Annotated in this window: 29 protein-coding genes and 1 tRNA gene; 22 read left to right on the top strand and 8 right to left on the bottom strand. The window is 68.5% G+C overall.

Translation table 11 applies throughout. The features are described 5' to 3' along the window. The first annotated feature begins 79 nt into the window (after nucleotides 1-79). From GXW71_RS21530 to GXW71_RS21520, 3 genes are all read left to right on the top strand, one after another. Nucleotides 80-403: a hypothetical protein gene (locus tag GXW71_RS21530; protein WP_211854738.1), complete on the top strand. Its 324-nt coding sequence runs from the start codon at nucleotides 80-82 to the stop codon at nucleotides 401-403. A 756-nt stretch (nucleotides 404-1159) separates the two neighbouring features. Further along, nucleotides 1160-2425: a hypothetical protein gene (locus tag GXW71_RS21525; protein WP_211854737.1), complete on the top strand. Its 1266-nt coding sequence runs from the start codon at nucleotides 1160-1162 to the stop codon at nucleotides 2423-2425. Between the two features lie 66 nt (nucleotides 2426-2491). Continuing rightward, nucleotides 2492-3376: a DNA adenine methylase gene (locus GXW71_RS21520; RefSeq protein WP_211854736.1), complete on the top strand. Its 885-nt coding sequence runs from the start codon at nucleotides 2492-2494 to the stop codon at nucleotides 3374-3376. Nucleotides 3377-3391: 15 nt separating this feature from the next. On the opposite strand, the gene GXW71_RS21515 is transcribed toward GXW71_RS21520, so the two are convergent. Beyond that, entirely contained in the window at nucleotides 3392-3952 is a 561-nt protein-coding gene (locus tag GXW71_RS21515) for a recombinase family protein (RefSeq protein WP_211854802.1), read from the bottom strand. 500 nt (nucleotides 3953-4452) lie between these two features. On the opposite strand from GXW71_RS21515, the gene GXW71_RS21510 reads away from it, so the two are divergent. Further along, the gene (locus tag GXW71_RS21510; RefSeq protein ID WP_211854735.1) at nucleotides 4453-4863 is read left to right on the top strand and encodes a hypothetical protein; all 411 of its coding nucleotides are present in this window, start codon (nucleotides 4453-4455) and stop codon (nucleotides 4861-4863) included. 30 nt (nucleotides 4864-4893) lie between these two features. Here the strand turns inward: GXW71_RS21510 and GXW71_RS21505 are convergent, their stop codons facing one another. The 3 genes from GXW71_RS21505 to GXW71_RS21495 form a co-directional block, all read right to left on the bottom strand. Beyond that, nucleotides 4894-5430 carry a hypothetical protein gene (locus GXW71_RS21505; protein WP_211854734.1) on the bottom strand — a complete coding sequence of 179 codons (537 nt, stop codon included), beginning with the start codon at nucleotides 5428-5430 and terminating at the stop codon, nucleotides 4894-4896. Nucleotides 5431-5795: 365 nt separating this feature from the next. After that, nucleotides 5796-6287, bottom strand: coding sequence for a hypothetical protein (locus GXW71_RS21500; protein ID WP_211854733.1), 492 nt, complete (start codon nucleotides 6285-6287; stop codon nucleotides 5796-5798). Nucleotides 6288-6411: 124 nt separating this feature from the next. Continuing rightward, nucleotides 6412-6951, bottom strand: a complete 540-nt coding sequence (locus tag GXW71_RS21495) for a hypothetical protein (RefSeq protein ID WP_211854732.1) — start codon at nucleotides 6949-6951, stop codon at nucleotides 6412-6414. 503 nt (nucleotides 6952-7454) lie between these two features. Here GXW71_RS21495 and GXW71_RS21490 point away from each other — a divergent pair. Continuing rightward, on the top strand, nucleotides 7455-8771 hold the full coding sequence (locus tag GXW71_RS21490) for a reverse transcriptase domain-containing protein (RefSeq protein WP_211854731.1): 1317 nt from the start codon (nucleotides 7455-7457) through the stop codon (nucleotides 8769-8771). Here GXW71_RS21490 and GXW71_RS35505 read toward each other — a convergent pair. After that, a complete protein-coding gene (locus GXW71_RS35505) occupies nucleotides 8768-10522 on the bottom strand; it encodes a DUF6538 domain-containing protein (protein WP_367617343.1) in 1755 nt (584 codons plus the stop codon). The genes GXW71_RS21490 and GXW71_RS35505 overlap by 4 nt on opposite strands. Nucleotides 10523-10581: 59 nt before the next feature. Further along, nucleotides 10582-10668: transfer RNA gene (locus GXW71_RS21480), tRNA-Ser, on the bottom strand. Between the two features lie 225 nt (nucleotides 10669-10893). Between GXW71_RS21480 and rplU the strand changes: the two genes are divergently transcribed. From rplU to GXW71_RS21445, 7 genes are all read left to right on the top strand, one after another. Continuing rightward, on the top strand, nucleotides 10894-11211 hold the full coding sequence (gene rplU / locus GXW71_RS21475) for a 50S ribosomal protein L21 (protein WP_211854729.1): 318 nt from the start codon (nucleotides 10894-10896) through the stop codon (nucleotides 11209-11211). A gap of 16 nt (nucleotides 11212-11227) precedes the next feature. Then, nucleotides 11228-11497: a 50S ribosomal protein L27 gene (gene rpmA / locus GXW71_RS21470; protein ID WP_211854728.1), complete on the top strand. Its 270-nt coding sequence runs from the start codon at nucleotides 11228-11230 to the stop codon at nucleotides 11495-11497. A 95-nt stretch (nucleotides 11498-11592) separates the two neighbouring features. Then, the gene (gene obgE, locus GXW71_RS21465) at nucleotides 11593-12597 is read left to right on the top strand and encodes a GTPase ObgE (RefSeq protein WP_211854727.1); all 1005 of its coding nucleotides are present in this window, start codon (nucleotides 11593-11595) and stop codon (nucleotides 12595-12597) included. Continuing rightward, complete coding sequence (proB, locus tag GXW71_RS21460) at nucleotides 12594-13721, top strand: glutamate 5-kinase (protein ID WP_211854726.1); 1128 nt, start codon at nucleotides 12594-12596, stop codon at nucleotides 13719-13721. The genes obgE and proB overlap by 4 nt, the downstream gene beginning before the upstream one ends. Nucleotides 13722-13801: 80 nt before the next feature. Further along, nucleotides 13802-15067, top strand: a complete 1266-nt coding sequence (locus GXW71_RS21455; RefSeq protein ID WP_367617342.1) for a glutamate-5-semialdehyde dehydrogenase — start codon at nucleotides 13802-13804, stop codon at nucleotides 15065-15067. Between the two features lie 83 nt (nucleotides 15068-15150). After that, nucleotides 15151-16011: a 2-keto-4-pentenoate hydratase gene (locus GXW71_RS21450; RefSeq protein ID WP_211854724.1), complete on the top strand. Its 861-nt coding sequence runs from the start codon at nucleotides 15151-15153 to the stop codon at nucleotides 16009-16011. Further along, nucleotides 16011-16640, top strand: coding sequence for a nicotinate-nucleotide adenylyltransferase (locus GXW71_RS21445; protein ID WP_211854723.1), 630 nt, complete (start codon nucleotides 16011-16013; stop codon nucleotides 16638-16640). The genes GXW71_RS21450 and GXW71_RS21445 overlap by 1 nt, the downstream gene beginning before the upstream one ends. Nucleotides 16641-16811: 171 nt before the next feature. Here the strand turns inward: GXW71_RS21445 and GXW71_RS21440 are convergent, their stop codons facing one another. Further along, a complete protein-coding gene (locus GXW71_RS21440) occupies nucleotides 16812-17246 on the bottom strand; it encodes a hypothetical protein (RefSeq protein WP_211854722.1) in 435 nt (144 codons plus the stop codon). Between GXW71_RS21440 and rsfS the strand changes: the two genes are divergently transcribed. The 7 genes from rsfS (at nucleotide 17200) to GXW71_RS21405 (ending at nucleotide 21864) form a co-directional block, all read left to right on the top strand. Continuing rightward, nucleotides 17200-17541, top strand: a complete 342-nt coding sequence (gene rsfS / locus GXW71_RS21435) for a ribosome silencing factor (protein WP_211854801.1) — start codon at nucleotides 17200-17202, stop codon at nucleotides 17539-17541. The two genes, GXW71_RS21440 and rsfS, sit on opposite strands and share 47 nt — an antisense overlap. 70 nt (nucleotides 17542-17611) lie before the next feature. Continuing rightward, nucleotides 17612-18076: a 23S rRNA (pseudouridine(1915)-N(3))-methyltransferase RlmH gene (locus GXW71_RS21430; RefSeq protein ID WP_211854721.1), complete on the top strand. Its 465-nt coding sequence runs from the start codon at nucleotides 17612-17614 to the stop codon at nucleotides 18074-18076. Nucleotides 18077-18157: 81 nt separating this feature from the next. After that, nucleotides 18158-18622, top strand: a complete 465-nt coding sequence (locus GXW71_RS21425) for a DUF2141 domain-containing protein (RefSeq protein ID WP_211854720.1) — start codon at nucleotides 18158-18160, stop codon at nucleotides 18620-18622. Between the two features lie 125 nt (nucleotides 18623-18747). Continuing rightward, on the top strand, nucleotides 18748-20136 hold the full coding sequence (locus tag GXW71_RS21420) for a YncE family protein (RefSeq protein WP_211854719.1): 1389 nt from the start codon (nucleotides 18748-18750) through the stop codon (nucleotides 20134-20136). 2 nt (nucleotides 20137-20138) lie between these two features. Next, nucleotides 20139-20504, top strand: a complete 366-nt coding sequence (locus tag GXW71_RS21415; protein WP_211854800.1) for a DUF305 domain-containing protein — start codon at nucleotides 20139-20141, stop codon at nucleotides 20502-20504. Further along, nucleotides 20504-21055: an RNA polymerase sigma factor gene (locus tag GXW71_RS21410; RefSeq protein WP_211854799.1), complete on the top strand. Its 552-nt coding sequence runs from the start codon at nucleotides 20504-20506 to the stop codon at nucleotides 21053-21055. Before GXW71_RS21415 ends, GXW71_RS21410 begins: the two co-directional genes overlap by 1 nt. Continuing rightward, on the top strand, nucleotides 21055-21864 hold the full coding sequence (locus GXW71_RS21405; RefSeq protein ID WP_211854718.1) for an anti-sigma factor family protein: 810 nt from the start codon (nucleotides 21055-21057) through the stop codon (nucleotides 21862-21864). The genes GXW71_RS21410 and GXW71_RS21405 overlap by 1 nt, the downstream gene beginning before the upstream one ends. 14 nt (nucleotides 21865-21878) lie before the next feature. On the opposite strand, the gene GXW71_RS21400 is transcribed toward GXW71_RS21405, so the two are convergent. After that, nucleotides 21879-24053, bottom strand: a complete 2175-nt coding sequence (locus tag GXW71_RS21400) for a primosomal protein N' (RefSeq protein ID WP_211854717.1) — start codon at nucleotides 24051-24053, stop codon at nucleotides 21879-21881. Between the two features lie 93 nt (nucleotides 24054-24146). On the opposite strand from GXW71_RS21400, the gene fsa reads away from it, so the two are divergent. From fsa to GXW71_RS21385, 3 genes are all read left to right on the top strand, one after another. Next, nucleotides 24147-24803: a fructose-6-phosphate aldolase gene (gene fsa / locus GXW71_RS21395; protein ID WP_211854716.1), complete on the top strand. Its 657-nt coding sequence runs from the start codon at nucleotides 24147-24149 to the stop codon at nucleotides 24801-24803. Continuing rightward, the gene (locus GXW71_RS21390) at nucleotides 24803-25444 is read left to right on the top strand and encodes a DUF484 family protein (RefSeq protein ID WP_211854715.1); all 642 of its coding nucleotides are present in this window, start codon (nucleotides 24803-24805) and stop codon (nucleotides 25442-25444) included. The genes fsa and GXW71_RS21390 overlap by 1 nt, the downstream gene beginning before the upstream one ends. Then, nucleotides 25441-25745: site-specific integrase (locus tag GXW71_RS21385; RefSeq protein ID WP_211854714.1), on the top strand; the 305-nt coding region annotated here is incomplete at its 3' end. The genes GXW71_RS21390 and GXW71_RS21385, both read left to right, overlap by 4 nt.

Raw genomic sequence — 25745 nt, 5'->3', positions numbered from 1 at the left:
TCGCCCCCTCGTGACTGCAGGGGCGCATCCCGGGCGCTGCCGGAGCGTTGCCCCGTACGTGACGCAGAAGGAGGCCCCGATGCGCTTGATGTTCGCCGCTACGGCTGCTGCCGCCCTGATAGTGGGAGGCGGCGCCGCCCAGGCCGCACGCTACTGCGATCCATACCGTCCATTCGTGTGCTGGGACGTGCCGGATCCGCCGAGCGTGACCTACAATTACCCGCCGCAGACCACCTATACCTACCGGGTCGAGCCGACACCCGCGCCGGCCCCGCCGCCGCCCCAGGTGACCTATCAGTACCAGTACCAGGCCCCGCCTGTGTATCAGGCGCCGCCGGCGATGACGGTCCAGCCGCAGCCGGTGTACCCGCCGCAGGGTACCCTTTCGATCGACGTGAAATGACCGTGGTGCGGGGAGGGGCAACCCTCCCCGTCATTATGGAGGCGAGGCGGAGCCGGAGCCAGGCCGGCTCCATTCCCGCCATATGGCGGTTCAACGGAGCCGCGGCACCTGGAAGCCCTTGATTTTCCTGCCCTTCCTGTCCGAGGCTCAGGAAGCGGGAACGGAGAGGGTGGGACACGCCCATCCACTCCGGAAAGACAGAACAATCAGCGCCTTATGGCCGCCGCTCCATCCGAATCGTAGGCAGATTGTGTAGCAGTCGGCAACCGGAAAGCCGGCGGTGCTATGCGGCCATTCCGGGATGCACCGTCGTAATACGTCGGACCTCCAACCTATCCCAGCCTCCTCCGTCCAAGCTTCGCGCCCCGTCCTTCCAGTTGATCATGAGGCGCCCGTCCGGGCTGACGCTGATGCTCTGTGCCATGTAACGTTCTTCCGAGTGGTCATGCGGCCCTTCGTTGACACGGCTGACCACGATTTCGAATTCGTGTCGAACCTCGATCATCGGATAGCTCCTAGCTTGCATCTCGAAGTCTAAGGGAGCCCTGGGCACTCCGCGAGCCAGCGGCGATGGTGGAACCGGGTCGGATTCGGCATTCGCTAACGTTTCGATTGCAAGCTTGGGGAAGTTCTACTGCCGCGCTATTCTTTCAGCGAATCGATAGGGAGGGGGCATCTGGAGGCGATCCGCTCGCCTTTGCCCATAGTCTCATGGCTACAAAGGGACCCGTCTCCGAGCCCGTACCGGTCAGCAGAATGTTCCTGGCTCTGGATAATCCTAGGCACGCTGAATATGACAGCGAAGCCAAGGCTATCGAATATCTCTGCAAAAAGGAGAGCATCGTCGCCCTGGCCAGGGACATCGTGAAGAACGGCTTAAACCCACTCGACCGGATTGGCTTAGTGCCGATCGAGCAAAAGGCAGCACGTGGCACGGCGCGCAACTACCGTGTCGAGGAGGGGAACAGAAGGGTGTGTGCCCTGAAGCTGCTTCTCGATCCAGAGCTTGCGCCTGCCGAACTGCGAAAGACATTTGAGAAGCTAAGCCAGGATTGGTCCCCCATCAAAACCGTGAACGCCGTCGTCTTTCAGAATTCGGACGAGGTTCGAATTTGGCTGGATCGTATCCACGCCGGGGAGATGAATGGAATAGGTAGGCGCCGCTGGGACGCAGAACAGAAAGCTAGGTTTGACGGCGATAACAAGAATAAGTTCGCTCAAGCACTCTTGGACTATGCCGAGAGCGCCGGCATGTTAACTGCTGAGCAACGACACGGAAAAATAACGACTGTTCAGCGCTTTCTTAACAACGATACTTTCCGAGAAACCTTAGGCATTCAAGCCTCGCCTGATGAGTTGCTTAGGACCCGACCTAAGCCAGATTTCGACATTATGCTTCGACGGTACATTGCGGACCTCACCTCTGAGAAACCGGTATCTGAACGCGCCGTGAGTTCCCGGATGAACAAGACTGAAATTATAGAGTACGCGCGGCCACTTAGCGACCTCGGAGGTGTAACTGCGACAAGAATCAGCGCCGAACCCTTGGCCGTAGAAAATTCTCAGAAGAAGGAAAGGAAGGCTAAAGATCCAAAGCCCCGCAGGCCACAGAAGCGCACTCACGTCGCGTTCGATAATGATATATACAAGGCGCTACAGGGTTACGGAAACTATAAACTGGAAAAGCTGTATCACTCTATCTGCACAATCGATCTGGATGATCACACTTTACTGATTTCTGTGGGAGCGTGGTCTTTCTTCGAGACATTAACTGCCTGTGCCGGCCGAAGTAATACCATAAGTTTTGACGCTTTCTTGAGCAAGGGCAAGCTCAGCCAACTTGGGATTTCAGACACAAAGTCGCCGTTGGCTGCGCTGCGGCGCATAAATGAGCACGGTAATAGCACCAAACACCACCACCTAGCAGCCTCGTTCAATGGAGAGCAACTTATCAACGACATGGAAGTGCTTCGGGAAGTGATTCTCGCGTGCATTGCGGAGGCCGTGAAGGGGGCGACCTAGGCGCTGGGCGGGCGAGCCGTCACGTGTTAACAAGCGAGCGGAATCATAGGCTTACCGGAAGAACGCATGGCCAGGACGAACTCACCATTGCGCTACCCTGGCGGCAAATCCTGCCTGCTTGAACTTACGGTCGAGCTAATCCGGCTCAACAGGCTGGAGCAGGGTCACTATGCCGAGCCTTACGCAGGAGGCGCTGGCCTTGCCCTATCACTCCTGTTCGGCGGCCATGTTACCGACATCCACATCAACGACGTGGACCCTGCAATCTGGTCGTTCTGGCACAGCGTCCTCAATAACGGAAAAGAGTTTCGGGAATTAGTTTCGAACACGCCCGTCACCATTGAGGAATGGCGAAAACAGCGCGAGATAAATCGCGCCGCCGACATGTCAAATACCCTCACGCTTGGTTTTTCGACATTCTTCCTCAATCGGACAAATCGATCCGGCGTGGTTAAGAGCGGTGGCGTTATAGGAGGCCTGGAACAGGATGGTCCCTATAAGATCGATTGCCGCTTCAACCGAGAAGACCTCGCACGCAGGCTGAAGCGGATAGAATCTTATTCGGATCGAATTCACCTTACGGGGTTGGATGCCCGCAAATTCCTGAGTCGCTGCCAAAAGACCCTACCAGAAAAATCGTTGCTGTTTGCTGACCCTCCCTATTTTCACAAAGGCGCAGCTCTCTACACAAGCTTCTACAAAGCGCAGGACCACGAGAAGGTAGCAAGCTCCATTACCGGTCTGGAACTCCCTTGGGTCGTAACTTATGATGATATCCCGGAAATTCGTTCGATTTATCGCGGCTATCGACAATACAGCTTCGACATCAGCTACTCCGTTCAAGAGAAGCGAGTTGGAACCGAGTTGTTCATCGCCTCCAAAGGCATGAAGGTGCCGGAGAGCCTGAGACAGCGCCTCGTTCAGAAGCCGCAGTACCGGGCGGCGGCTTAGGCCGCAGGCGCGCGCCTACTCCGTTCCTTCGAGGATGCGATAGACGGAAGCGCGCCCGATGCCGAGGCGCTTGGCAATGTCAGTCGGCCGGACACCCTCGGCCTTGAGCTTCAGGACGTCCGCCGCCTGCCGCCGAGCCGTAGGGGCGCGGCCCTGATACTTCCCCTCCGCCTTCGCCTTCGCGACCCCTTCCCGCTGGCGCTCCAGCATGAGGCCGCGTTCAAACTCGGCCACTGCCCCCAGCATGGTCAGCATGAGCTTCCCGGTCGGGGTCCGTGTATCGACTTCCTGGCCGCCCATCGAGATGACGCGGAGGGCCACGTCCTTGGCCTCCAGGCGGGCCACGATGGACAGGAGGTCCGCGACGCTGCGGGCCAGCCGATCGGGCTTCGTCACAACCAGGGTGTCACCCTCCCGGACGTAGTCCAGGGCCGCCTCAAGCTGCGCCCGCTTGGCGACCGAGGAGACGCGCTCGGCGAAGGTCTTGGTGCAGCCGGCGGCCCGAAGGTCTCGTTCCTGCGCCTCCAGCCCGGCCTCTTGCTCGACCGTGGAAGTCCGCGCGTACCCGATCTGCATGCCCATCCGAGCCCCCATTTGTCTCATTAGACTCTTTAAGTATGAGAGGCGAATGACCCAAAAGACAATACCCTATTTATGTGAGACGTTTTGATTGGGGTCCAAGGGTGACTCACTAGGGCAAGGTCCAATGAGACAGCCCTCGTGGCGAACCTCTGCCCGCGACCATTCGGGGGTCGCGTATCTCTGGACACGTAGGGCGGCGCTTGGCAGGCTCACGACATCGAGAGCGGAGCGAAGCGTTGGCCCAGAGAAGGCTACCCTTGATCGCGGGCGCGATCTCGCTGGTCGTCGGCCCAGCCGTGCACTTGGGACCACATGACGCATTGGCCCAGTCAGCGTCACCACAGCGCCCCCCTGCTGCCCGGCGCGGTGCGCCTGCTCAGCCGGCGCCGCCGCAAAGCAGTCCTCCGATTGAGAGCCCGTCGGTACGGGTAACGGATGACCCATTCCGCCCGACCGTGTCCTACGCGGTGAGGCCTTCTGCCGACATCGGCACGATGGACGATGCCGTGGCGGGCCGTAGCCCGTTCTCGTCAGCCAGTATCGGCGCCACCCGAACGAGAGCGTCGGGTGAGGTCCAATACTCCTCCTTCGTCATCGTCACCCATTCTTCGCTGATATGGGCAAACTTCACTGAGGCCCGCGACGCGGCAGCACAAATCCTCCCGCTGGCCCGGATTTTCAACGACGTGAATTGTTCTGGCGGCCGGCGGTGCACCTACCTGGAGTCGGTGCGAGTAGCGCTCGACGAGGCTGCCATCAGACGCGGTGCGGAGGGCAGAGGGCTCGACTTCAAGGTCTTTGGCCAGACGTTGGAGGTGACGATTAGCCTACCGGCGGAACACCTCAGGCTTCTCCTGGAGCGTCTTGCCACCGATCAGCCGGGCACGTCGGCTCCCCAGAACTGATCGCGCCGCATCGCTAGAACATCACTGGTGCTATCCGTCCTGGGTGGAGGAGCGCTCCCCCTCCGCCTCCAGCATGTCCTTCGAGGACATAGCCTTCCCGCACTCGATGTCGGCCGCGATCTCGGCGTCCAACTCAGGACTGCCCCGGACGATCAGGTCGAGGAAGTGCGAGAGCCGGCCCATGCCCTCGTTCACCTGGCGCTGGGCATCAGGGTTCATGCTGCGAACAGCCGCCGGATCAATCTCGGTGGGGTACGCACGATAGACGCCAGCCGCGCTCAGGAATCGCTGCCTCGACTCCTCGATTGCAAGCGCAGTCTTCAGGGCGTCTAGACGCTCCCTGAACGGGATGTGTGCGCCTAGCGTCGGCCCCAGCGCTTCCTCGATCAACCGGTCGAAAAACTCGTCGGTCTTCCCGCGAAGCAAAAGCGGGTCGGAGAACTTCCCCGCTGCGCGCATCCTGGCAGCGAGTTCCCCCCGCATGCGGATGACGGTTCGGCCCGACAGGCCCATGGCATCGGCGCACTGCTCGACGCTCAGGCCGCGCAACATGAGTCGATGCAGCATGGTCAGCCGATGCTCCTTGGCGGCCTCGGCTGCGGTCGTGGGGACTGGCTCTCTGGCGGGGCCATCAGGAGGTGGAGGAGGAGCCGGAAAGGCGACGGCCAGATCGAGAGGCCGCCTCTCCGCCACCGCTCGATTGATCTCGACGTCCAAGTCGTCACGCGGAGGCGCGGAAGCCGCCAGTGCCGCAATGCGGGGGTTGGCAGTGCGGTCACCGGCCGGGCGGCTCCTACGGCGCTGCGCGGAGGGGCTGGGACGGTCCTGGGCGGCTGACATGGAGATGTGTTCCTGGGAGGTGACAAACGGTGCCACTCGACCACCGCGCGAGCCCATGCAGGGCGCCGGCAGGTGATCGAGTGGCGGGGAACTTAGTTCGGGCGCTGACGCTGCTGCTCGGCGGCGTATGCGCGCGACAGCGCCGCTTCCGGGTTGACTGGGCAGCCGTGGGCGCGAAGATCGCGTTCAATGGTCACGACGAAGTAGGCCATCCGCCCAGCGAACGTGCCGGGCTCCCAGCCCATACCGGCATCGAGTTCCGTGTAGGACTTGCCAGTCAGCCATGCCTCGATGACGGCCATGAAGAACTCCGGATCACCGCCTGCCACGGGGGAACCCGCAGCGAGTTCTTCGGCTTCGGCCCGATCAAATCGCCCTTCGGCTTCGAGCGCGTCGCGCAACATGCGCGCGAAGACCGCGACCATCGCCTCTGCGCCTTCCGGCGTGATCCCGATGGTGTCGGCGATGGTCTCGTAGGTCTCGCCTGCGGCCCGGCGCGCGACCAGCACGGCCATGGCGAGAGCGTCTTCGCCGAATGGATTGACGGCGACAGGGTCAATCTGGGGTGCTGGGGTGGAGAGCATGACGGCCTTCCTCTGGTGATGATGCCGGGGGTGGGACGGGCGGCGGCGTCCACGGGGAAGGAGGCTAACCTTTCCTGGACGCCGCACGCGTGCCGGGTCGGTGACCCCGGCTCGCGCATCTCGTTCAGGCGATGCGACCGCGAAGACCAAACAGGCCTCGCGCGAGTTCGATCGGCAGAGCGCCCGCTTCATCACTCTTGGTGATCGGTGCATCAGCAGGCCTCTCGGCCGGCAGGCGCGTGACGGCCTGCCCGATGCGGCGGCCCATCTCAGCAGCCTTTGCCACCCGGTCAGCCTGGGCGGCGGCCCGGGCAGTCGGACGAAGACGCGTCGGCGCTCCCAGCGGATGCACCTCCTCGACCGCGCCCGCCGTGATCAGACGGGAGAGGCGCCCATCAGCGTCCTGCTTGGCGATCCTAAGAGACGCCGCGATTTCGCCGCTCGTCATCTGCACCGGGACCAGCGCCTCCGATTCATACCGCCGGGCGATGACGTTCATGGCTTCGAGGTCACCAAGCGCGAGGCGCCCGGACCAGCCCTGAACCTGCGGCTTCAGCGACGCGAGCCGCTGGGCGTCGGTGGTCTCGTTCTTCTGCCGCGCGTCGGCCTCAGCGGCGACAATGCCGGCGGTGAAGGAGGTCGCGCCGTTCGTGGTGCGAGGCATCGTTCAACCCTCCAGCACGGCAGCGGGACGGTGGCGGTGGCGGTGGCGGTAGCCCTGCGGGGCAGGACGGCCCCGACGCGGCGTCGGCGGGATCTGCACCCCGGTGTGTGCCGCAAGGGCCTCGCGGACCAGATGCCCGACCGAAATCGTCCGGCCCTCCTCAAGGCTCCGGCGGTGGGAGAGGGCAACGAGTTCCGCCCGGGCCGCAGCCGGGACGATAACTGCGAGTTGGACATGCTCGGCCATGGGATGGCTCCTTTGGTGTGCGTTCCCCATTAGTATAAGAATATTTTTATGCAGTATCAACGACGATATAAGGCCTAGAATTATTTGACAAAGAATCAGTGAGAGGAGATCAGGGCGGGAGTTTGCAACAGGTTGCAAGAAGTCCGTCTCGTCGATCTAGCCATCTGCCACCCATGATGCTACATATCCTCCAGGATTATCCTTGCCGGCGGCAAATCGGCTGCTTGCGCCTGCATCACCCCAGGGGCTGCCCTCCCGTGACAATCGCCGCCGACATGCCGGCCGAGAAGCCTCCGCTGACCGGCGGGGATCGTGCCCTGATGGCGCCTCGCCGGGCGCAGCGGTGGGGCGCGCAAGATGCGGACGAGCTTCAGCGGAAATACCAGGACGCCGTCTCGGCGGGGCAGCGACGAGCCGCCCGCACTTATCAGCGCATCCTCGGATTCTCGTTCGGCGTGAAAATCGCGGCGACGGACGAAGCGGCCAAGAAGCAGTGCCACCGACTGCCGGAGAAGATGAAGCCGCGCGACGTGGTCGAGGCCGCGTTCAGCTTGGACATGCGTCAGGTGCCGGACGAACCGGTGCGCCTCTACGCGCAACCGAAGGACAAGGGCGGGTGGCGCCCGATCCACGTCTACGGCGTCCAGAACCATGCCCGCCAGATCATCCTTGGATGGATGATCCAGCCGAGAGTCCAACTGGACCCGCGCCAGTTCGCCCTACAGGGTGGCGTGCCTGCGGCCATCGCGGCGGCGAAAGATCAAATCAACCACCACAATGCCCGTTGGGCGGTGGAGGTTGATTTCACCAACTGCTTCGGCACCATAGACCGGGAATGGGCGGTCAACCGCCTGCGCGGTCTGGGTGTGCCGGAACAGGTCACCAGGGCGACTGCGTTCCCTGATGATAACTACGTCCGGACGCCTACGAGTTCGGATTGGCTATGGAGTGATCGTTATCTCTCTCTACCAGGACCATTGACCTTACGCTCACAAGCTCGGTCGGGTGTGCCACAGGGCGCGGCCTGCTCCAGTCTCATCGCGGAAATCGCCATCAGCGACATCTTGTCCGCGCTACAGATCACCGACCAGGTGGTCGTGTATGCCGACAACGTCCTGCTGATGGCGCCGACGCGGCGAGAACTGGAGCGGCTAGCGGATACCCTGGGCTCTGCCGCTTTGCGGGGCTCGGCCGGCCGGTTTGCGTTGAAGCGGGGGAAGGTGCGCCGGGTGGATTGGGGCTTCGACTATCTTGGGCATCGCATACACAGCTACCGGGGCAAGGCTCATGTGGAACCGTCCCGCGCAGCCATGGAGGACTGCGCCAAGACGATCATGAAGCGCATGCGCGATGTGGTTCGAGGAAAGCCGCGCGCCCTTCGGCGTCTCCGATCATTCTGCCGGGGTTGGGCCGCCGCGTTCTCCATGTGGTCGCGTGTGGTCGAGAACATCCGAGGCGCGCTGTTCCGTGGAGCGATGCTGCTCGGCCGGGCAGCGGTCGACCGACTTCGGGACATCATGGCGTGTGCGACCAGAGCGGCAGGCACGGAGCAACATGCCGGCAGCCGCAGCTAGTCAGCTTGCGGGCGAAGGTGATCCAGGTCCAGCCCGGGATAGCTGATCTTGTTGAGGTGCCGAGCGAGTGTCGCGACGCTGAAGCCGGAGCCATAGTCCGCGCTCTGTCCAGGTGTAGCCCAGCCACCGAGGGCATCGACAACTTCACGCGGCACCCCCGCCTCCCGCAGCCGGTCGCGCCATCCGTGTCGGAACGAGTGGAACACGGCCCTGGGCGACGTCACGCTGGCCTTCGTCAGGAAACGCCCGAACCACTTGCTGAAGACATCCGCGTAGTTGCCCGACGCGGAGACTGGCAGTTCAGGGAACAGCTTCTGCTCTCCCGCCGCGCGCATCTTCTCGACGTGCGCAAGGAAGCCGAGGTCTACCAGGGAACTGTGGACCGGCACGACACGCTGCGACGTAACCGTCTTCAGCCGGGAGCCTTCGGCGTCGGCCTGGATCAGCAGGCGCGGAACCCCATCGGTCACTACGTCGGCAACGGCAAGCTGACACGCCTCGCCTAGGCGGAGCCCACCAAATAGCGCCAGCAACGGCGCCCAAAAGCGGCCCCGTCGAGGATGGTTCGGCCCCGGGTTGGCGTAGCCATTCCCGTCGTCCTGGCAGCCCGCGTAGAGCGGCGCGGAGAAGATCAGGCGCAATTCATCCTCGGTGAAAGGACGGCGACGACGCTCCACACCCGGAGATGCCGCCACCCCCTTCGTCGTGACACCGTTCAAGCCGCTGGCAGGATTGGTGGGCACCAGTTGCTCGCGAACCCCGTATGCGAAGGCACTGGACAGAAACTCCAGATGATTGATCACGCTGTTGGGATGCATCGGCGCAATGCCCTCGCGCTTCGCCTTCTCGGCTGCCTCTGGCGCCTTCAGCTTGGGCCACCGCTTCCCTGCATTGGGTGGAAGCGCCTGGAGAACGGCCTGCGCCTTGCGGCTGTCTTGCCGGGTGACCCTGGCGGCGGGGGTGTCCTCGCCTAGAACTTGCATCAGGACCCGTATGAATCCGTCGTATTTCAGCTTGGTCTTAGGTGCCATGCCGGCGCGCTCAGGGGCGCCCATGTAGGCTTGGAACAGCGCCCCGAGGGTCAGGCCGGGCGCCTGCGGCGCTGGGGGCGGATTGCCGATGGTCACGGGCAGGGCCGCGTCGTGCACCCGCTCTGGACGTCCGGAGAGCCGGTCCCGCTGGCGCTCCGCGCCCTCGACCAGCGCGCGCTGTGCCAGGGCCACGGAAACCCGCCTCACGTCACCCTGCGGCACAGCGAAGCCGTAGGTCTCCAGGATGCCGGGCAACAGGCGCTCCGCGATCCTCCGACCTTCCTCGCCAGCTAGATCGGCGACATCCCCGTTCAGGTGGCCGAGAGCGTCGTCTAGTTCTATGGGATCATCTGGAGTGGGGCGGGCAAGACGCTCCGCCTCCTGGCCATGGAACCAGCGCAGGACGCAGGCGCGGGCATCTTCCAGGGTGGCAGGGGTCAGCGTTGCGACCGGTCGCAAAGTTGCGCTCGCGATCCGCTTCCGGGCAGTCGCAAACAGGCGCTCGATTTTGGCCATCTCGGCAGGGTGCATCGCCTTGGCCTTGGCGTAGCTGACAGGTCCGTAGCTGATCCAGATTTCGCGCTTGCCGATCACCGGCCGGAGGTCGTCCGGGACCCTCCGTCGAAGCCCCCAGTTCCGATCCTTGCCCTTCGTAAGGCATGGCACTTTAGCCACTGCTTCCGGCCCCCGTTGTGTAGCAGTCCTACGGGGCGGCGGCATCTGAAAGGCTCTGATTTTCCTGCTTTTCTAGTCCACTCAGGTGGTTGCCAAGTGGGGCACGGAGAGGGTGGGATTCGAACCCACGGTAGGCTTGCACCTACTTCGGTTTTCGAGACCGACGCGATCGACCACTCTGCCACCTCTCCGCAGCGTGGGAGCCGCCGTATAGGCAAGCCGCGCGGCCCGTGCAACCACCCGCAGGCCGGATATTGACGCAGGCGGCCGGACGCCGCTATACGCCCCTCCTCCCGGCGGCGCCTCGGCGTCGCCGGCGGCCGTTCATGGCCGCCGTGCGCACGATGCTCCCCGGAACCCGATTCCAAGACCACCCGGCGCGAGCCGGAGCCCAGCACAGTCCGACGAAGGGCCGCATGACCTACGCAGTGATCCGCACCGGCGGGAAGCAGTACCGCGTCACCCCCGACGCCACGTTCATCGTGGAACGTCTGGAGGCTGAGCCCGGCAGCACCATCACCTTCCACGACGTCCTCGCCATCGGCGGCGAGGCCGGGCTGACCATCGGCGCGCCGACCGTGCCGGGTGCCACCGTCACCGCGACCGTCGTCGAGCACGACCGCGGCGACAAGGTGATCATCTTCAAGAAGCGCCGCCGCCAGAACAGCCGGCGCAAGAACGGCCATCGCCAGCACCAGACGGTGCTGAAGATCGCCGCCATCACCGCGGCCTGAGGCAAGGAGCGCAGCCATGGCACACAAGAAGGCAGGCGGTTCGTCCCGCAACGGCCGCGACTCCGAAGGCAAGCGCCTTGGCGTGAAGCTGTTCGGCGGCCAGGTCGTGAAGGCCGGCAACATCATCGTGACCCAACGCGGCACCAAGATGATCCCGGGCACCAACGTCTATGCCGGCCGCCAGCACAGCCTGCACGCCTCCGTCGACGGAAGGGTGAAGTTCATCCGCCGCGCCGAAGGCCGCGTGCACGTGACGGTGGAGCCGGTGCCGCAGGCCGCCGAGTAAGCGCGCGCCCCCGGACCGAGCTTTCGCACGGGGGCCTTTCGGCCCCCGTTTGCATTTCGCCGCCCCACCTTCCGCGCGGCGTGGAACCCACCCCGATGAAGTTTCTCGACGAAGCCAAGGTCTTTGTGAAAGCCGGTGACGGCGGCGACGGCGTCGTCGCCTTCCGGCGCGAGAAATACATCGAGTTCGGCGGGCCGGATGGCGGCAATGGCGGCCGCGGCGGCGATGTCATCATCGAAGCGGTCGAAGGCCTCAACACCCTCATCGACTACCGCTACGCCCAGCATTTCAAGGCCCGCAAGGGCGGCAATGGCGCGGGGTCGGACCGTACCGGCGCGGCGTCCGATGACGTCATCCTCAAGGTTCCCGTCGGCACCCAGATCCTGGGCGAGGACAAGGAGACGCTGCTGGCCGACCTCGACGCCCCCGGCAAGCGCACGGTGATCGTGACCGGCGGCGACGGCGGCCATGGCAACGCCCATTTCAAGACCAGCACCAATCGCGCGCCCCGCCGCGCGGACAAGGGCTGGCCGGGCGAGGAACGCTGGATCTGGCTGCGGCTGAAGCTGATCGCCGATGCCGGCCTGGTCGGCCTGCCCAATGCCGGCAAATCGACCTTCCTCGCCGCCGCCTCCGCCGCGCGCCCGAAGATCGCCGACTACCCCTTCACCACGCTGCATCCGCAGCTCGGCGTCGTGCGCCTGAGCCATGCGGAGGAATTCGTCCTCGCCGACATCCCCGGCCTGATCGAGGGTGCGGCGGAGGGTGCCGGCCTCGGCACCCGCTTCCTCGGCCATGTCGAGCGTTGCGCGGTGCTGCTGCACCTGATCGACGGCACCGCAGCCGACCCCGCCGATGCCTACCGCACGGTGCGGGAGGAGCTGGAGGCCTATGGCGGCGGCCTGTCCGACAAGCCCGAGATCGTGGCGTTGAACAAGCTCGACGCCATGACGCCGCAGGCCAAGGCGTCGCGGGTGAAGGCGCTGGAACGCGCGGTCGGCGGCCCGGTGCTGCTGATCAGCGGCGTGACCGGCGAGGGCGTACCGGCCGCGTTGCGCGCCCTGGCCGACAAGGTGGCCGCCGCGAGGGCGGCCGCATGACCACCCTGCCCTCGCTCGCCACCGCCCGGCGCATCGTCATCAAGATCGGTTCCGCGCTGCTGGTGGACGAAGCGACCGCCGCGCCCCGCGCCGCCTGGCTCGCCGGCGTCGCGGCGGATGTCGCGGCACTCCGCGCCCGCGGGGTGGAGGTGGTGCTGGTCTCCTCCGGCGCCATCGCGCTTGCCCGCCGGGTGCTCGGCCTCACGCGCCAGAAGCTGAAGCTCGAGGAGAAGCAGGCCGCCGCGGCGGTCGGGCAGATCCGCCTCGCCGGCGCCTGGGCGGAGGCGCTGGCCGCCCATGGCCTCAACGCCGCGCAGCTTTTGCTCACCTTGGAGGACAGCGAGGATCGCCGCCGCTACCTGAATGCGCGGGAGACGATCGGCACCTTGCTCGCGCTCGGCTGCATCCCCGTGATCAACGAGAACGACACGGTCGCGACGACCGAGATCCGCTTCGGCGACAATGACCGGCTGGCGGCGCGGGTCGCTGCCATGATCTCGGCCGATGCGCTGGTGCTGCTGTCCGACATTGACGGCCTCTACACCGCCGATCCCCGCCGCGATCCGGAGGCCCGCCATCTGCCGGTGGTGGAGCGGCTGACGCCCGAGATCACGGCCATGGGTGGCGAACCGCCGCCCGGCTATTCCTCCGGCGGCATGCGCACCAAGCTGATCGCGGCCGAGGTCGCGACGGCGGCCGGCTGCGCGATGGCGATCGCGCTCGGCAAGCCCGAGCGGCCGCTGCAGGCGTTGGAACAGGGCGCGCGCTGCACCTGGTTCCTGGGCGCCGAGGAAGGCCGTTCCGCCCGCAAGCGCTGGATCGGCGGCAGCATGGCGCCGCTCGGCGTGCTGGTGGTCGATGCCGGCGCCGCGCGGGCGCTGGCACGCGGATCCTCCCTGCTGCCGGCCGGCGTCCGGCGCGTGGACGGCGCCTTCCACCGCGGGGACCCGGTCTCGATCCGAGACGAGACGGGGGCGGAGCTGGCGCGCGGCCTGGTCGCCTATGATGCGGCCGATGCCGCCCGCATCGCCGGGCACCGCAGCGAGGCGCTGGAAGCGATCCTCGGCTGGCGCGGCCGCGACGAGATGGTGCACCGTGACGATCTGGTGGTGCGCCCGGGCTGAGCCCGGCCTTCCGGCGTGGGTCCCGCCGGAGTAGTGGATAGGCCGCCTCGAAGGGCCATATGGGGCGCAGGAGAAGTGCCGTGACGATCGTCGATGGGGATGTCGCCGCCAGCTTGAATGTTGCCGCGCGGGATGCGCGCGCGGCATCCGCCCAGCTCGCCGCCGCCCCGCGCCCCCTGAAGGACCGCGCCCTCCTCGCCGCCGCCGCCGCGCTGCGCGCTTCTGCCCCCGATATCCTGGCCGCGAATGGCGAGGACCTTGCCGCCGCGACCGGCCTCTCCGCCGCCTTCCAGGACCGGCTGACCCTGACGCCCGCCCGCGTCGAGGCAATGGCCCAGGGGCTGGAGGAGATCGCGGCCCTGCCCGATCCGGTCGGCCGCACGCTCGCCGAATGGACGCGGCCGAACGGCCTCGTGATCCGCCGCGTCGCGCAGCCGATCGGCGTCATCGGCATGGTGTTCGAAAGCCGCCCCAATGTCGGCGCCGATGCCGCGGGGCTCTGCCTGAAATCCGGCAATGCGGTGATCCTGCGCGGCGGCTCCGACAGCGCGCGCAGCTCGGCCGCCATCAACGCCGCCATGGTCGCCGGCCTCCGCGAGGCCGGCCTGTCGGAGGCCGCGGTGCAGATCGCGCCGACTTCCGACCGCGCCTTCGTCGGCGCCATGCTGCGCGCGGCAGGGCTGATCGACCTGATCATCCCGCGCGGCGGCAAATCGCTGGTGACTCGGGTGCAGGATGAATCCCGCGTGCCGGTGCTGGCCCACGCCGAAGGGCTTTGCCACACCTACATCCACGCCGCCGCCGACCACGCGATGGCGCGCGCAATCCTGGCCAATGCCAAGATGCGCCGCACCGGCGTCTGCGGCGCGACGGAGACGCTGCTGATCGATGCCGCGATCGCGCCCACGCTGCTGCCGGCGCTGGTCGACGACCTCACTGCCCTCGGCTGCCGCTTCCGTGCCGATGCCCGCGCACGCGCGATCCGGCCCGAGCTGCCGGCCGCGAATGACGAGGATTTCTCGACGGAGTGGCTGGATTCCGTGCTCTCGATCGCCGTCGTCGACGGCGTCGATGCCGCGCTGGCCCATACCCGTCGCCACGGCTCCGAGCATACCGAGGCGATCGTGACCGAGGATGCGGAGGCCGCGGCGCGCTTCCTGAACGGCCTCTCCTCCGCGGTCGGGCTCTGGAACGCGTCGACGCAGTTCTGCGATGGCGGCGAGTTCGGCTTCGGCGCGGAGATCGGCATCGCCACCGGCCGCATGCATGCGCGTGGCCCGGTCGGGCTGGAGCAGCTCTGCACCTATCGCTACCAGGTGATCGGCACCGGCCAGATCAGGCCCTGACAGCTGGCAGTTTGTGAGCGAGCAGATTCACGCCTCCGGGCCTCCGCCCTGTGGCGATCTGCTCTGGGAAAAGGTCCAGGACCATGCGGCGGATCGTGATCTTGGCGATGCTGGCGGCGCTGGCGACGGCGCCGGCGCACGCCGCCTGTCCGGATCTCGCCGCCATCGCCCGCTTCGCCCAGGCGATCCTGGAACGTCGCTCGCCGCCGCCCTTCGCCAACCTGACGCCGGAGGACGGCGCCTGCGTGCAGCAGCAGCTCGTCGCGACCTTCGCGCAGCCGATGGGCGATGTGGTCGGCTGGAAGCTCGGGCTCACCAGCCCCGCCATCCAGCAGCGCTTCGGCATCGACCGGCCGCTGCGCGGCGCGATCTTCTTCGGCACCTTGCGCGCCCCGTCCGGCAGCGAGATCGATGCCGGCTTCGGCGCCGTGCCGGTGGTGGAAGCCGACCTCGTGGTCCGCATCGGCCGCGAAGGGGTGGAGAGCGCGGGCGACGACCATGTCGCGATCCTGCGTCACATCGACCAGGTGATCCCCTTCATCGAGCTGGCGGACCTGGTTTATGCGCCCGATCACCGGCCGAGCATCGGCGACCTGCTCGCGATCAATGTCGGCGCCCGGCTCGGCGTCGTGGGCCAGCCGATCCCGGTCGAGGCGAGCCCCGGCTTCGCCGCCCGGCTCGGCGCCATGCAGGTGGCGCTGAGCGAAGGCGGGCGGGAGGTGTCGCGGGCGCCGGGCAGCGCGATCCTGGGGCATCCCTTGAATGCCGTCGCCTGGCTGGCACGCGACCTGGCGCGGGAGGGGCGGCCGCTGCGCGCCGGGGAGTATATCTCCCTCGGCAGCCTCTCGGCGCCGCAGCCGGCGCGGGCTGGGCAGGAATGGCAGCTTGCCTATCACGGGCTGCTGGACGGCGCGGCGCCCGCGGTCACGGTGCGGCTGCGCTGATGGGGAGACCCGGGGCCTGGGGCGACCGCCGGCGGGCGCGGATCGGCCTGCTTGGCGGCAGCTTCAACCCGGCTCATGCCGGGCACGCGCATGTGGCGGGGCGGGCGCTGGCGGCGCTCGGGCTGGACCAGGTCTGGCTGATGGTCTCGCCGGGGAACCCGTTGAAGCCGCGCACCGGCATGGCGCCGCTGGCCGACCGGCTGGCCTCCGCCCGCGCCATCGCGTGCGGGGCGCGGCTGGTCGCGACCGACATCGAGCGGCCGCTCGGCACCCGCTACACCGCCGACACCCTGGAAGCGCTGCACCGGCGCTTCCCGCGCGCGGAATTCGTGCTGATCCTCGGCGCCGACAACCTGGTGCAGTTCCCGCGCTGGGGGCGCTGGCGGCAGATCGCGCAGGACACCCCGATCGCGGTGCTGCCGCGCCCGGGCTTCACCCGCAAGGCGCTGCACGGGCAGGCGGCGGCGGTGCTGGCGCGGCACCGGCGGCATCCGCGCGCCCTGCTGGCCGGGGGCGCCAAGGGCCATGCCCCCTGGTGCCTGATTCCGGCCCGCGAGATGGCGCTGAGCGCCACCGCGATCCGGCAATCGGGTCTTGGGGGTGGCATCCTGCCGCGCGCTGCGGCATGAGAAGCCTTGAGAGCCTGTTTGAGCGAGGCCGCGGGTCGGCCTCTCGGGTCTTTTCCGCCCCTGCCGCGCCGGCCTCCTCGCCGATGCGGCCAGCATCGGCTACATCGGCCGCCACGCCGGGGACGAACACCTCCTCGCCAGCCTTCCGCCACCCCATTCTCGAATAGACCGTCATGATCGACAGGAGGCTTCCATAGCCCGCACGCCCAAGGCCAGCCCGCCCACGACCGGCGACGCGGAGATCCCGCGCCCGAAGCCGGCGCCGAAGCGCGCCCCGAAGGCGGAAGCGGCGACGAAGAAGCCGGCAACGGCCAAAGCCGCGAAGCCCGCCGCGACGCGCAAGGCTGCAACGCCCAAGGCGCCGACCGCGGCCGAGAAGAAGTCAGCGGCGCCGCGGCCCTCGACGCGGGTCACCGCGACGCCGAAGACGCGCGGCACCGCGGCGGCGAAGGCCCCGGCCGGGAAGACGGCTGCCGCGAAGGCCCCTGCCGCCGCCAAGGCCCCGGCAGCGCCGCGCCCGACCCGCCGCACCCGCCCACCCAAGGTCACGCCGGACCGGCTGGCGCAACTGGTCGAAGCCGCCCGCAAGAGCCTGGAGGACGACAAGGCTGAGGATGTCCTGGTCCTCGACGTCACCGGCCGCGCCGACTACGCGGACCGGCTGATTATCGCGACCGGCCTCGTCGACCGCCAGATCCAGGCCATGGCGACCCATGTGGTCGAGGCGCTGGAATTGGCCGGGCTGCCGCTGCGCCGCGACGCCGTTCAGGCCTCGCCCGACTGGGTGCTGATCGACGCGCTCGACCTCGTGATCCACCTGTTCAAGCCGGAGGCGCGGGCCCTCTATGGGCTGGAGCGGATGTGGGGCCCGGACAGCCCCTCGCCCGAAGCGGGAAGCTGATCGAGCGCCCTCAGGCGCCGGGCGCGGCCTCCGGCCGGTTGGTTCGCCGGACATCCGGTGGCCCGCTCGCATGAAACCGGCCCGCCTGATCGCGGTCGGCCGGCTGCGTGCCGGACCCGAAGCCGAGCTCTTCGCCCAGTACAATGCCCGGCTGCGGCCGCCGCTCGCGGTCACCGAGATCCCCGAGGCCCGCGGCAGCGCCGCGGAAGTCCGCCGGCGAGAGGGCGAGGCGATCCTCGCCGCGCTGCCCGAAGCCACGCTGGCGGTGGCGCTCGATCTCGGCGGCGCGGCGCCGGACAGCGAAGGCTTCGCCCGGCTGCTGACCCGCTGGCAGGAGAGCGGGCGCCCGCTGGCCTTCCTCATCGGCGGCGCCGAGGGGCTGGACCCCGCCGTGCTGGCCAGCGCCGAGGCGAAGCTGGCGCTCGGCCCGATGACCTGGCCGCATTTCCTGGTGCGCGGCATGCTGGCCGAGCAGCTCTACCGCGCCCAGGCGATTCGGGATGGCCATCCCTACCACCGCGCCTGGCGGCCGTGACGCAGAAAGAAGAAAGATCCGAACTTGCCGCGTGCAGACACTGTCGTCCGGATGATCCGCCCCCACTGCCTGGCTGTCGCGATGACATTTTTGCTGGCGGCCGCGATGCCGACCGGCGCGCAGCCGGCGGCCACCGTCGAGCAGCGCGCGACGCTCTGCTCGGCCGCGGATGCCCCGGCCGGCCCTCGGCTCGCGATCACCATCACCAATGCGCGCAATGCCATGGGCGAGGTCGTTGTCACGCTCTACGGCGCCGACCCGCGAGCCTTCCTGGAACAGCGCATCGCGCTCGCGGAGGTACCGATCCAGGGCAATGCGGCGCAGGTCTGCTTCGCGCTCTCGACGCCGGGAGACTATGCGGTCTCGGTGTTTCACGACGAGAACAACGACCACATCCTCAACCGCACTTTGCTCGGGCTGCCTGAGGAGGGCTTCGGCTTCTCCAACGACGCGCCGGTGCGGCTGGGCCCGCCATCCTTCCGTGCCGCACGCGTCGCCGTCCCTCCGAGCGGAGGCGGGATCGCCATCAGGCTGCGGTACTTCTGAGCCGCCGCACGCGCGGACGCAGCGACGCGCGGCTTTTTTTCGGCCTCCCGGAATAAATCGGCGCTGCCGGCATCTTACTCCTTGCCCGGCAATTCCCGGCCGGGCGATGCCCGGCAGGAGCGCTGATGACCCAAGGCCCCATTCCTTCACCGTCGCGGCGCGACCTGCTCGGCCTGGCAGCCGCCGCCGGCGCGAACCTCGCGGTCCGGCCGGCCGCAGCGCAAGCGCCGGCGACGGCCAGCGGGCCGGGCCTCGGCGACGGCGTCTGGATCTGCTGCGAGGACAGCAACACGCTGGTGGTCGTCGATCCGGCCCGGCTCACGGTCGCGACCACCGTCAACCTGACCTCCTTCGACGAGGATCCGCGCCCGCCCTTCCGCTTCGTCACCGGCGGCATCGTGCCGACGCATGGCGCCATGGTGCAGAAGCCGCTCTATCATGGTGCCATCTCCATCCACGGTGCGGTCCCAAGCCCGGATTCGACCCTGGTCGCGACCACGGGGCGCGGCACCAGCAACCTCTACCTGGTGGACACCGCGACCCGCCGCGTGGTCGGCAATCGGCCGAACCCGCAGGCCTCGGACCAGACCAGCGCGGAACGGCTGACCAGCGGCATCTTCCTCGGCCGGGAGCCGCATGAGCCGACCTTCACCCGCAACGGACGCGAGCTCTGGGTGACGGTGCGCGGCGAGGACCGCATCGCCGTCCTCGATCTGGGCAAGGCCGGGGAGGAAGCCGCCGGCGCCCGGCCGGGCCATGCCATTCGTGGCTTCGTCGATACATTGCCGGGCCCGGCGCATGCCTGGTTTTCCGCCGATGGGCGCCGCGCCGCGGTGATCAGCCAGAAAGCGCCGCTGATCGACCTCTTCGACGTCGCCTATGACGCAGACGGTTTCAGCACCGCGCGCCGCGTCGCGCGCCTCGACATCCGCGCCCAGGATCGCTTCGGCTTCAGCCCCTTTCTGAAGCTGACGCCCGACGGGCGGGAGTTCTGGATCAGCCACAAGCTCGCCGATGCGGTCTCTGTGCTGCCGGCCGAGGGCCAGGCGATCACGGAGACGATCGCACTCGGGCAGCAGGCGCGGCCGAACCATGTCGAATTCGTGGAGAACGCGCAGGGCCGCGCCGCCTATGTCAGTCTGGCGCGCGTCGATGACGGCGCCGGTCCGGGCGGCGTCGCGTCGTCGAAGCTCGCGATCATCGACCGTGCGGCGCCGCCCGGGCAGCGCCGCGTCGTCGCCGAAGTCGCGACCGGCGGGCGGGAGGCGCATGGGCTCTGGGTCGATCCGGCCGGGACGCGCCTCTTCGTCGCGCATGAGCAGGACGAGCTGCCGGGGACGCCGGATGCCGGGCAGACGCTCTGCACCGTGCTCGACGTGGCGGACCCTTTCCGGCCGCGCTTCATCGACCGCATCGCCTTCGGCGATCTGGCGCTGCCCTCCGGCGGGCTCCGCAACAAGAAGGGGATCAACCTGGTCTTCATCCGCCCTGGTGCGCGGAGCGTCACTGCGTGACGATGGATCATGCCCATCACGACGCGGAGACCAGCGTCGCTGCCTGGACGGCAAGCGGCGATCCCTTCGCGCGCGCCATGGCGGAAGCGATGGCACGGATGATGGCCGCCATGCATGGGGCGCCGCCGAGCGGCGATCCGGACAAGGATTTCCTCGCCATGATGGCGCCGCACCATCAGGGTGCGATCGAGATGGCGCGCCTGCTGCTGCTGCACGGCCGCGACCCGCTGACGCGACAATTGGCGGAGGAGATCATCGCCGGCCAGACGATCGAGGTGCAGGCGATGCAGGCGCGGCTCGCGGCGCTCAGCACCGGGGCAGAGGAATATCCAATGCTCGGCGGCACACGCGGAGCGGCGCCGCCGTGATGCGCGGGCGGGAGCGCGCGCTGGCGGCACTGATCGAGCCGCATATCCCGGCGCTCCGCCGCTTCGCCTGGGCGCTGCTGCGCGACACCGCCGCGGCCGATGACCTGGTGCAGGATTGTCTGGAGCGGGCGATCTCGCGCTGGCATCTGCGCCGGCCGGAGCGGGATGCGAAGCCCTGGCTGTTCGCGATCCTGCACAACCTCCATCGCAGCGGGCGCCGCAGCGCGGCCCGCCGTGGCGCCATGCTGTCGCTGGATGAGCGCGGGCTCGCGGATGCCGTCGCCGATCCGGCGGCGGCGGATGCGGCCGAGCAGCGCCTGATCTGGCGCGACGCATTGGCCGCACTCGATTCCTTGTCAGAAGAGCAGCGTGTGGTGCTGCTGCTGATCGGCGTCGAGGATTTCTCCTATGAAGCCGCGGCACGGCTGTTGGACGTGCCGATCGGCACGGTGATGTCGCGTCTTTCTCGCGGCAGGGAACGCTTGCGTCGCCTGCTCGACGGGGAGGAGGCTGCGGACGCCGGCAGGGCCATGCTCAGGAGGGTGAAGTGATGGCCGCGGGCGATGCCATGCCGGTCGGCGAGGATGACCTGCAGGCCTGGGTCGATGGACGCCTGCCCCCGGAACGGCGGACGGCGGTCGATGCCTGGCTGGCCGCGAACCCGGTGGCGGCGGCACGCTTCCGCGCCATGGCGGCGCAGCGGGAGATGCTGCGCGACGCGCTGCGCCCGCACCACGACGCGCCAATGCCGGCGCGGCTGCGCGTGGCCAATCTGCTGGCGGCACGGCGCGAGGCGCAGGGACGCGGGCAACGCCGCATCGCCGCGGCGGCGGCCTGGCTGGTCCTGGGCGGCGTTCTGGGCTGGGCGGGCAATGCCCTGCTGCCGCAGCGCGAGCGGCCGATGGTGACGGAAGCGCTGGCCGCCCATGCCGTCTTCGCCGCCGATGCCGGGCGTCCGGTCGAGATCTCGGTGGCGCAGGAGGCGCAGATGCTGCGCTGGCTGTCGGACCGCCTCGGCCGGCCGCTGGTGGTGCCCGAGCTCGGGCCGGCCGGCTATCGCCTGATGGGCGGGCGGCTGCTGGCCGGCGCCACCGGAGATCCGGCCGCACAGCTCATGTACGAAGGTCCGCGCGGTGCGCGCCTGACGCTCTATCTCCGCGCCGACCGCGCCGGCGGTGCCGGCGCGGAATTCCGCTATGCGGAGGGCACGACGAACAGCGTCACGGCCTTTTGGTGGGTCGATCGCGGCTTCGGCTACGCCGTCGCGGCCGAAGGCCTCAATCGTGCGGCACTGCTGCACCTGGCAGAAGCCGTGCACCGGCAGGTGGCTGGCGCACCGCGCCCCGATCCCGGGCTCTGAACGCCCGCTCAGGTTCAGAGGAAGCCGACCGGGTCCACGTCCACCTGCACGCGCACCGCGTTCGGCACGGTGACGCGCGCCAGCCATTCGCGCAGCAGCGGCTGCACCGCGATGTCGCGCCGCGTCTTCAGCAGCAGGCGGCGCCGGTGCCGGCCGCGCAGCAGCGCCAGCGGCGCCGGTGCGGGGCCCAGCACCTGCACGCCATCGCCATGCGGCGCCGCGGCGCCGAGATCGCGCGCGGTGCGGTCGGCGGCGCGTTCCTCCTCGCTGCTCACGATCAGCGCCGCGAGACGGCCGAAGGGTGGCCAATGCCCGGGCCGGCGCTGCGCGGATTCGGCCCGCATGAAGCCATCGAGGTCGCCCGAGACCAGCGCCTGCATCACCGGATGCTCGGGGCTGAAGCTCTGCAACAGCACGCTGCCGCGGGCACTCTCCCGCCCCGCCCGCCCGGCGACCTGGTGCAGGAGCTGGATGGTGCGCTCGGCGGCGCGCAGGTCGCCACCGGCGAGCCCGAGATCGGCATCGACCACGCCGACCAGCGTCAAATGCGGGAAGTGCCAGCCCTTGGCCATGATCTGGGTGCCGATCAGCAGGTCGACCTCCCGCGCCGAGATCGCGCGTGCCGCCTCCGCCGCCGCGGCCGGGCCGGGGATGGTGTCGGACGCCATCACCAGCCGCCGCGCATCGGGCCAAAGCGCGATCGCCTCCTCCAGCACGCGCTCCACGCCCGGGCCGATCGGCACCAGGGAATGCGGCGCGTCGCATTTCGGGCAAGTCTCCGGCGGCGCTTCGCTGTGGCCGCAATGGTGGCATTGCAGGCGGCGCTGCGCGCGGTGCTCCACCAGCCAGGTGGAACAGTTCGGACACTGCATGCGATGGCCGCAGGTGCGACAGAGCGTCATCGGCGCATAGCCGCGGCGGTTGAGGAACAGCATCGCCTGTTCGCCGCGCGCGAAGGTCGCGGCCACCGCCTCGATCAAGGGCGGCGAGAGGAAGCGGCCGCGCTCCGGCGGGTGGCGGCGCAGGTCGAGCGCCGCGACATCAGGCATCGCGGCGCCGCCATGGCGTTGCGCCAGATGGACATGCGCATAACGCCCGGTCTCCGCATTGGTCAGCGTCTCGAGCGAGGGCGTCGCGGAGACCAGGATGCAGGACGCCGCTGCCAGGCGGGCGCGCACCACGGCCATGTCGCGCGCGTGGTAGACGACGCCCTCCTCCTGCTTGAAGGCGGTCTCGTGCTCCTCGTCGACGACGATCAGGCCGAGATCCGGAAAGGGCAGGAACAGCGCGGAGCGCGCGCCCACCAGCACCTTCGCTTCCCCTTCCGCCACGGCACGCCAGGTGACGCGGCGGGTGCGGGAGGTGAGCTCGGAATGCCAGAGCGCCGGCGCGACGCCGAAACGGGCGCGGAAGCGGTCGAGCCATTGCGCGGAGAGCGCGATCTCCGGCAGCAGCACCAGCGCCTGGCGGCCGGCGCGCAGCGCCTCGGCCACCGCCTCGAAATAGACCTCGGTCTTGCCGGAGCCGGTGACGCCCGTCAGCAAGGTTACCGCGAAGCCCCGCGCCGCGACGCTGGCGCGGAGCGTTTCGGCCGCCGCGCGCTGGTCTTCTGCCAGCGCCGGGCCGGGATGATCAGGGGCGGGGTAGGCGAAGGCGCGGCCGCGGGGCAGCGGCGCCGGCCGCAGGAAGCCGGCATCGGCGAGGCCGCGCACCACGCCGGCGGAGACGCCGGCGGCTTCCGCCAGCGCGGTCCCGGCCACCACCGCCCCGGGTGCCAGCAACGCCAGGACGCGCCGCCGCGACTCGGTCAGCCGGGCGGCTTCAGGTGGCTCCGCCAGGGTCCAGCCGGGCTGGAGGGGCTGCGGCTCCAGCGCGGAGGGGCTGCTGAGCGCCATACGCAGCACGGCGCCCGGCGGGCTCAGCGTATATTGCGCCACCCAATCGACGAAGCGGCGCAGGCTCCCGGTCATTGCGGGGGCGTCGAGGCGGCCCACGATGTCGCGCAGCTTGCGCTCCGGCAGGGCCGGATCGGCCGCCCCGTCCCAGACGACGCCGAGCTCCTCCCGCTTGCCGAGCGGCACCAGCACGATATCGCCCGGCACGACCTCGAGGCCGGCCGGCACGCGGTAGTCATAGGCATCGGCGAGGGGCAGCGGCAGCAGCACGCGCACCCGTGGTCTGGCATTCATCTCTCGCGACTTCCGCCGGGCATCTGCGATCGGCTATGCTGCTTCGCGAACAAAGGCGCAACAGTGCCGCGCCGCCCCCCGAGGATTCTGCGCATGAAGTTCTTCGTCGATACCGCCGATGTAGCCGAGATCCGCTCGCTCGCGGATACCGGGCTGCTCGACGGCGTGACCACCAACCCGAGCCTGATCGCCAAATCCGGTCGCGACATGAAGGAAGTGATCGCGGAGATCTGCGACATCACGCCGGGCCCGGTCTCGGCCGAGGTCACCGCGACGGACTTCGAGGGCATGCTGGCCGAAGGCCGATACCTCCGGAAGATCGCGGCGAATGTCTGCGTGAAGGTGCCGCTGACCGAAGCCGGTCTGAAGACCTGCAAGGCGCTGTCGGCCGAAGGCACGCCGGTGAACGTGACGCTCTGCTTCTCGGCGGCGCAGGCGCTGCTGGCGGCCAAGGCGGGGGCGACCTTCATCTCGCCCTTCGTCGGCCGGCTCGATGACATCGCCCAGGACGGCATGCTGCTGATCGCGGACATCGTGCAGATCTACCGCAACTATCCCGCGCTCACGACCGAGGTGCTGGTCGCCTCGATCCGCCATCCCGTGCATCTGGTGCAGTCGGCCAAGCTCGGCGCTCACGTCGCGACCCTGCCGCCGGCGGTGATCCGGTCGCTGATGAAGCATCCGCTGACCGACAAGGGCCTGGATGCCTTCCTGGCGGACTGGAAGAAGACCGGGCAGAGCATCCTCTGATGGATGATGGCCTCGAACACAGCGCCGCTGCGGTCGAGGCCTGGCTCCGGGCGCATCCGGATTTCCTGAGCGAGCGGCCGGAGCTCTACGCCGCGCTGACGCCGCCGCGCCGCGTGCACGGCCCGGTGCTGGCCGACCACATGGCCGCGATGCTGGCCGCCGAGCGCGCCCGCATGGCGGGTCTGGAAGCCGAAGTGGCGCGGGTGCTGGCGCATGGCCGCGCCAGTGACGGCTTCGCCGCGCGCATCGCCCGCGCCGTGCTGGCGCTGATGGGTGCGCGCGACGCGATCGAGGCGGTCACGCAGGAGCTGCCGGCCCTGCTCGGGCTCGAGAGCTGCACGCTTGCGGCGGAAGCGCCGCCGCGCCGCGGTGTCGTCACGCTGCCCGCCGGCACCGTGCAGCGCCTGATCGGGCCGGGGCGGGAAGCGCTGGTGCGCGCCGAACCGGCGGAGGTCGCGCTGCTGCATGCCGAGGCGGCGCCGCTGATCGCGCGCGATGCGCTGGCCCGGGTGCCGATCGCGGGCGGTGCGCCGATGCTGATCGCGCTCGGTGCGCGGGAGGCGGCGGTGCTGCCGGAAAGCCATGCGGCGCCGCAGCTCGCTTTCCTCGGCCGCGCCGTCGCAGTCGCCTTGGCGCGATGACAGGCGAGGCCGCCCTCGTCGCCTTCCTCGCCTGGATGGCCGAGGAGCGGCGCGCGAGCCCGCACACTATCGAGGCCTATCGCCGCGACATCGGCGAATTCCTCGCCTTCCTCATGAAGCACCTCGGCGAGGCGCCGGGCATCGCGGCGCTCGGCGCGCTACGGCCGGCCGATCTGCGCGGCTTCCTGGCGAGCCGCGCCAATGACGGGCTGGCACCCGCCTCCCGCGCGCGGGCGCTCGCGGCGGTGCGCGGCTTCCTGCGCTTCCTGACGCGGCGGCACGGCATGGCCGCGCTGCCGCT

Origin of the sequence: Plastoroseomonas hellenica (genome assembly GCF_018129085.1) — a bacterium.
Classification (GTDB): Bacteria; Pseudomonadota; Alphaproteobacteria; order Acetobacterales; family Acetobacteraceae; genus Plastoroseomonas; species Plastoroseomonas hellenica.
The sequence above is the reverse complement of the archived record's forward strand: the minus strand, read 5'-3'. Positions and strand labels throughout refer to the sequence as shown.

What these genes read in the sequence shown, in the direction of transcription:
- GXW71_RS21530 (WP_211854738.1), top strand. Translation starts at nt 80, where the DNA reads ATGCGCTTGATGTTCGCCGCTACGGCTGCTGCCGCCCTGATAGTGGGA.
- GXW71_RS21525 (WP_211854737.1), top strand. Translation starts at nt 1,160, where the DNA reads ATGTTCCTGGCTCTGGATAATCCTAGGCACGCTGAATATGACAGCGAA.
- GXW71_RS21520 (WP_211854736.1), top strand. Translation starts at nt 2,492, where the DNA reads ATGGCCAGGACGAACTCACCATTGCGCTACCCTGGCGGCAAATCCTGC.
- GXW71_RS21515 (WP_211854802.1), bottom strand. Translation starts at nt 3,952, where the DNA reads ATGCAGATCGGGTACGCGCGGACTTCCACGGTCGAGCAAGAGGCCGGG.
- GXW71_RS21510 (WP_211854735.1), top strand. Translation starts at nt 4,453, where the DNA reads ATGGACGATGCCGTGGCGGGCCGTAGCCCGTTCTCGTCAGCCAGTATC.
- GXW71_RS21505 (WP_211854734.1), bottom strand. Translation starts at nt 5,430, where the DNA reads ATGCTGCATCGACTCATGTTGCGCGGCCTGAGCGTCGAGCAGTGCGCC.
- GXW71_RS21500 (WP_211854733.1), bottom strand. Translation starts at nt 6,287, where the DNA reads ATGCTCTCCACCCCAGCACCCCAGATTGACCCTGTCGCCGTCAATCCA.
- GXW71_RS21495 (WP_211854732.1), bottom strand. Translation starts at nt 6,951, where the DNA reads ATGCCTCGCACCACGAACGGCGCGACCTCCTTCACCGCCGGCATTGTC.
- GXW71_RS35505 (WP_367617343.1), bottom strand. Translation starts at nt 10,522, where the DNA reads ATGCCGCCGCCCCGTAGGACTGCTACACAACGGGGGCCGGAAGCAGTG.
- rplU (WP_211854729.1), top strand. Translation starts at nt 10,894, where the DNA reads ATGACCTACGCAGTGATCCGCACCGGCGGGAAGCAGTACCGCGTCACC.
- rpmA (WP_211854728.1), top strand. Translation starts at nt 11,228, where the DNA reads ATGGCACACAAGAAGGCAGGCGGTTCGTCCCGCAACGGCCGCGACTCC.
- obgE (WP_211854727.1), top strand. Translation starts at nt 11,593, where the DNA reads ATGAAGTTTCTCGACGAAGCCAAGGTCTTTGTGAAAGCCGGTGACGGC.
- proB (WP_211854726.1), top strand. Translation starts at nt 12,594, where the DNA reads ATGACCACCCTGCCCTCGCTCGCCACCGCCCGGCGCATCGTCATCAAG.
- GXW71_RS21450 (WP_211854724.1), top strand. Translation starts at nt 15,151, where the DNA reads ATGCGGCGGATCGTGATCTTGGCGATGCTGGCGGCGCTGGCGACGGCG.
- GXW71_RS21445 (WP_211854723.1), top strand. Translation starts at nt 16,011, where the DNA reads ATGGGGAGACCCGGGGCCTGGGGCGACCGCCGGCGGGCGCGGATCGGC.
- GXW71_RS21430 (WP_211854721.1), top strand. Translation starts at nt 17,612, where the DNA reads ATGAAACCGGCCCGCCTGATCGCGGTCGGCCGGCTGCGTGCCGGACCC.
- GXW71_RS21425 (WP_211854720.1), top strand. Translation starts at nt 18,158, where the DNA reads ATGACATTTTTGCTGGCGGCCGCGATGCCGACCGGCGCGCAGCCGGCG.
- GXW71_RS21420 (WP_211854719.1), top strand. Translation starts at nt 18,748, where the DNA reads ATGACCCAAGGCCCCATTCCTTCACCGTCGCGGCGCGACCTGCTCGGC.
- GXW71_RS21415 (WP_211854800.1), top strand. Translation starts at nt 20,139, where the DNA reads ATGGATCATGCCCATCACGACGCGGAGACCAGCGTCGCTGCCTGGACG.
- GXW71_RS21410 (WP_211854799.1), top strand. Translation starts at nt 20,504, where the DNA reads ATGCGCGGGCGGGAGCGCGCGCTGGCGGCACTGATCGAGCCGCATATC.
- GXW71_RS21405 (WP_211854718.1), top strand. Translation starts at nt 21,055, where the DNA reads ATGGCCGCGGGCGATGCCATGCCGGTCGGCGAGGATGACCTGCAGGCC.
- GXW71_RS21400 (WP_211854717.1), bottom strand. Translation starts at nt 24,053, where the DNA reads ATGAATGCCAGACCACGGGTGCGCGTGCTGCTGCCGCTGCCCCTCGCC.
- fsa (WP_211854716.1), top strand. Translation starts at nt 24,147, where the DNA reads ATGAAGTTCTTCGTCGATACCGCCGATGTAGCCGAGATCCGCTCGCTC.
- GXW71_RS21390 (WP_211854715.1), top strand. Translation starts at nt 24,803, where the DNA reads ATGGATGATGGCCTCGAACACAGCGCCGCTGCGGTCGAGGCCTGGCTC.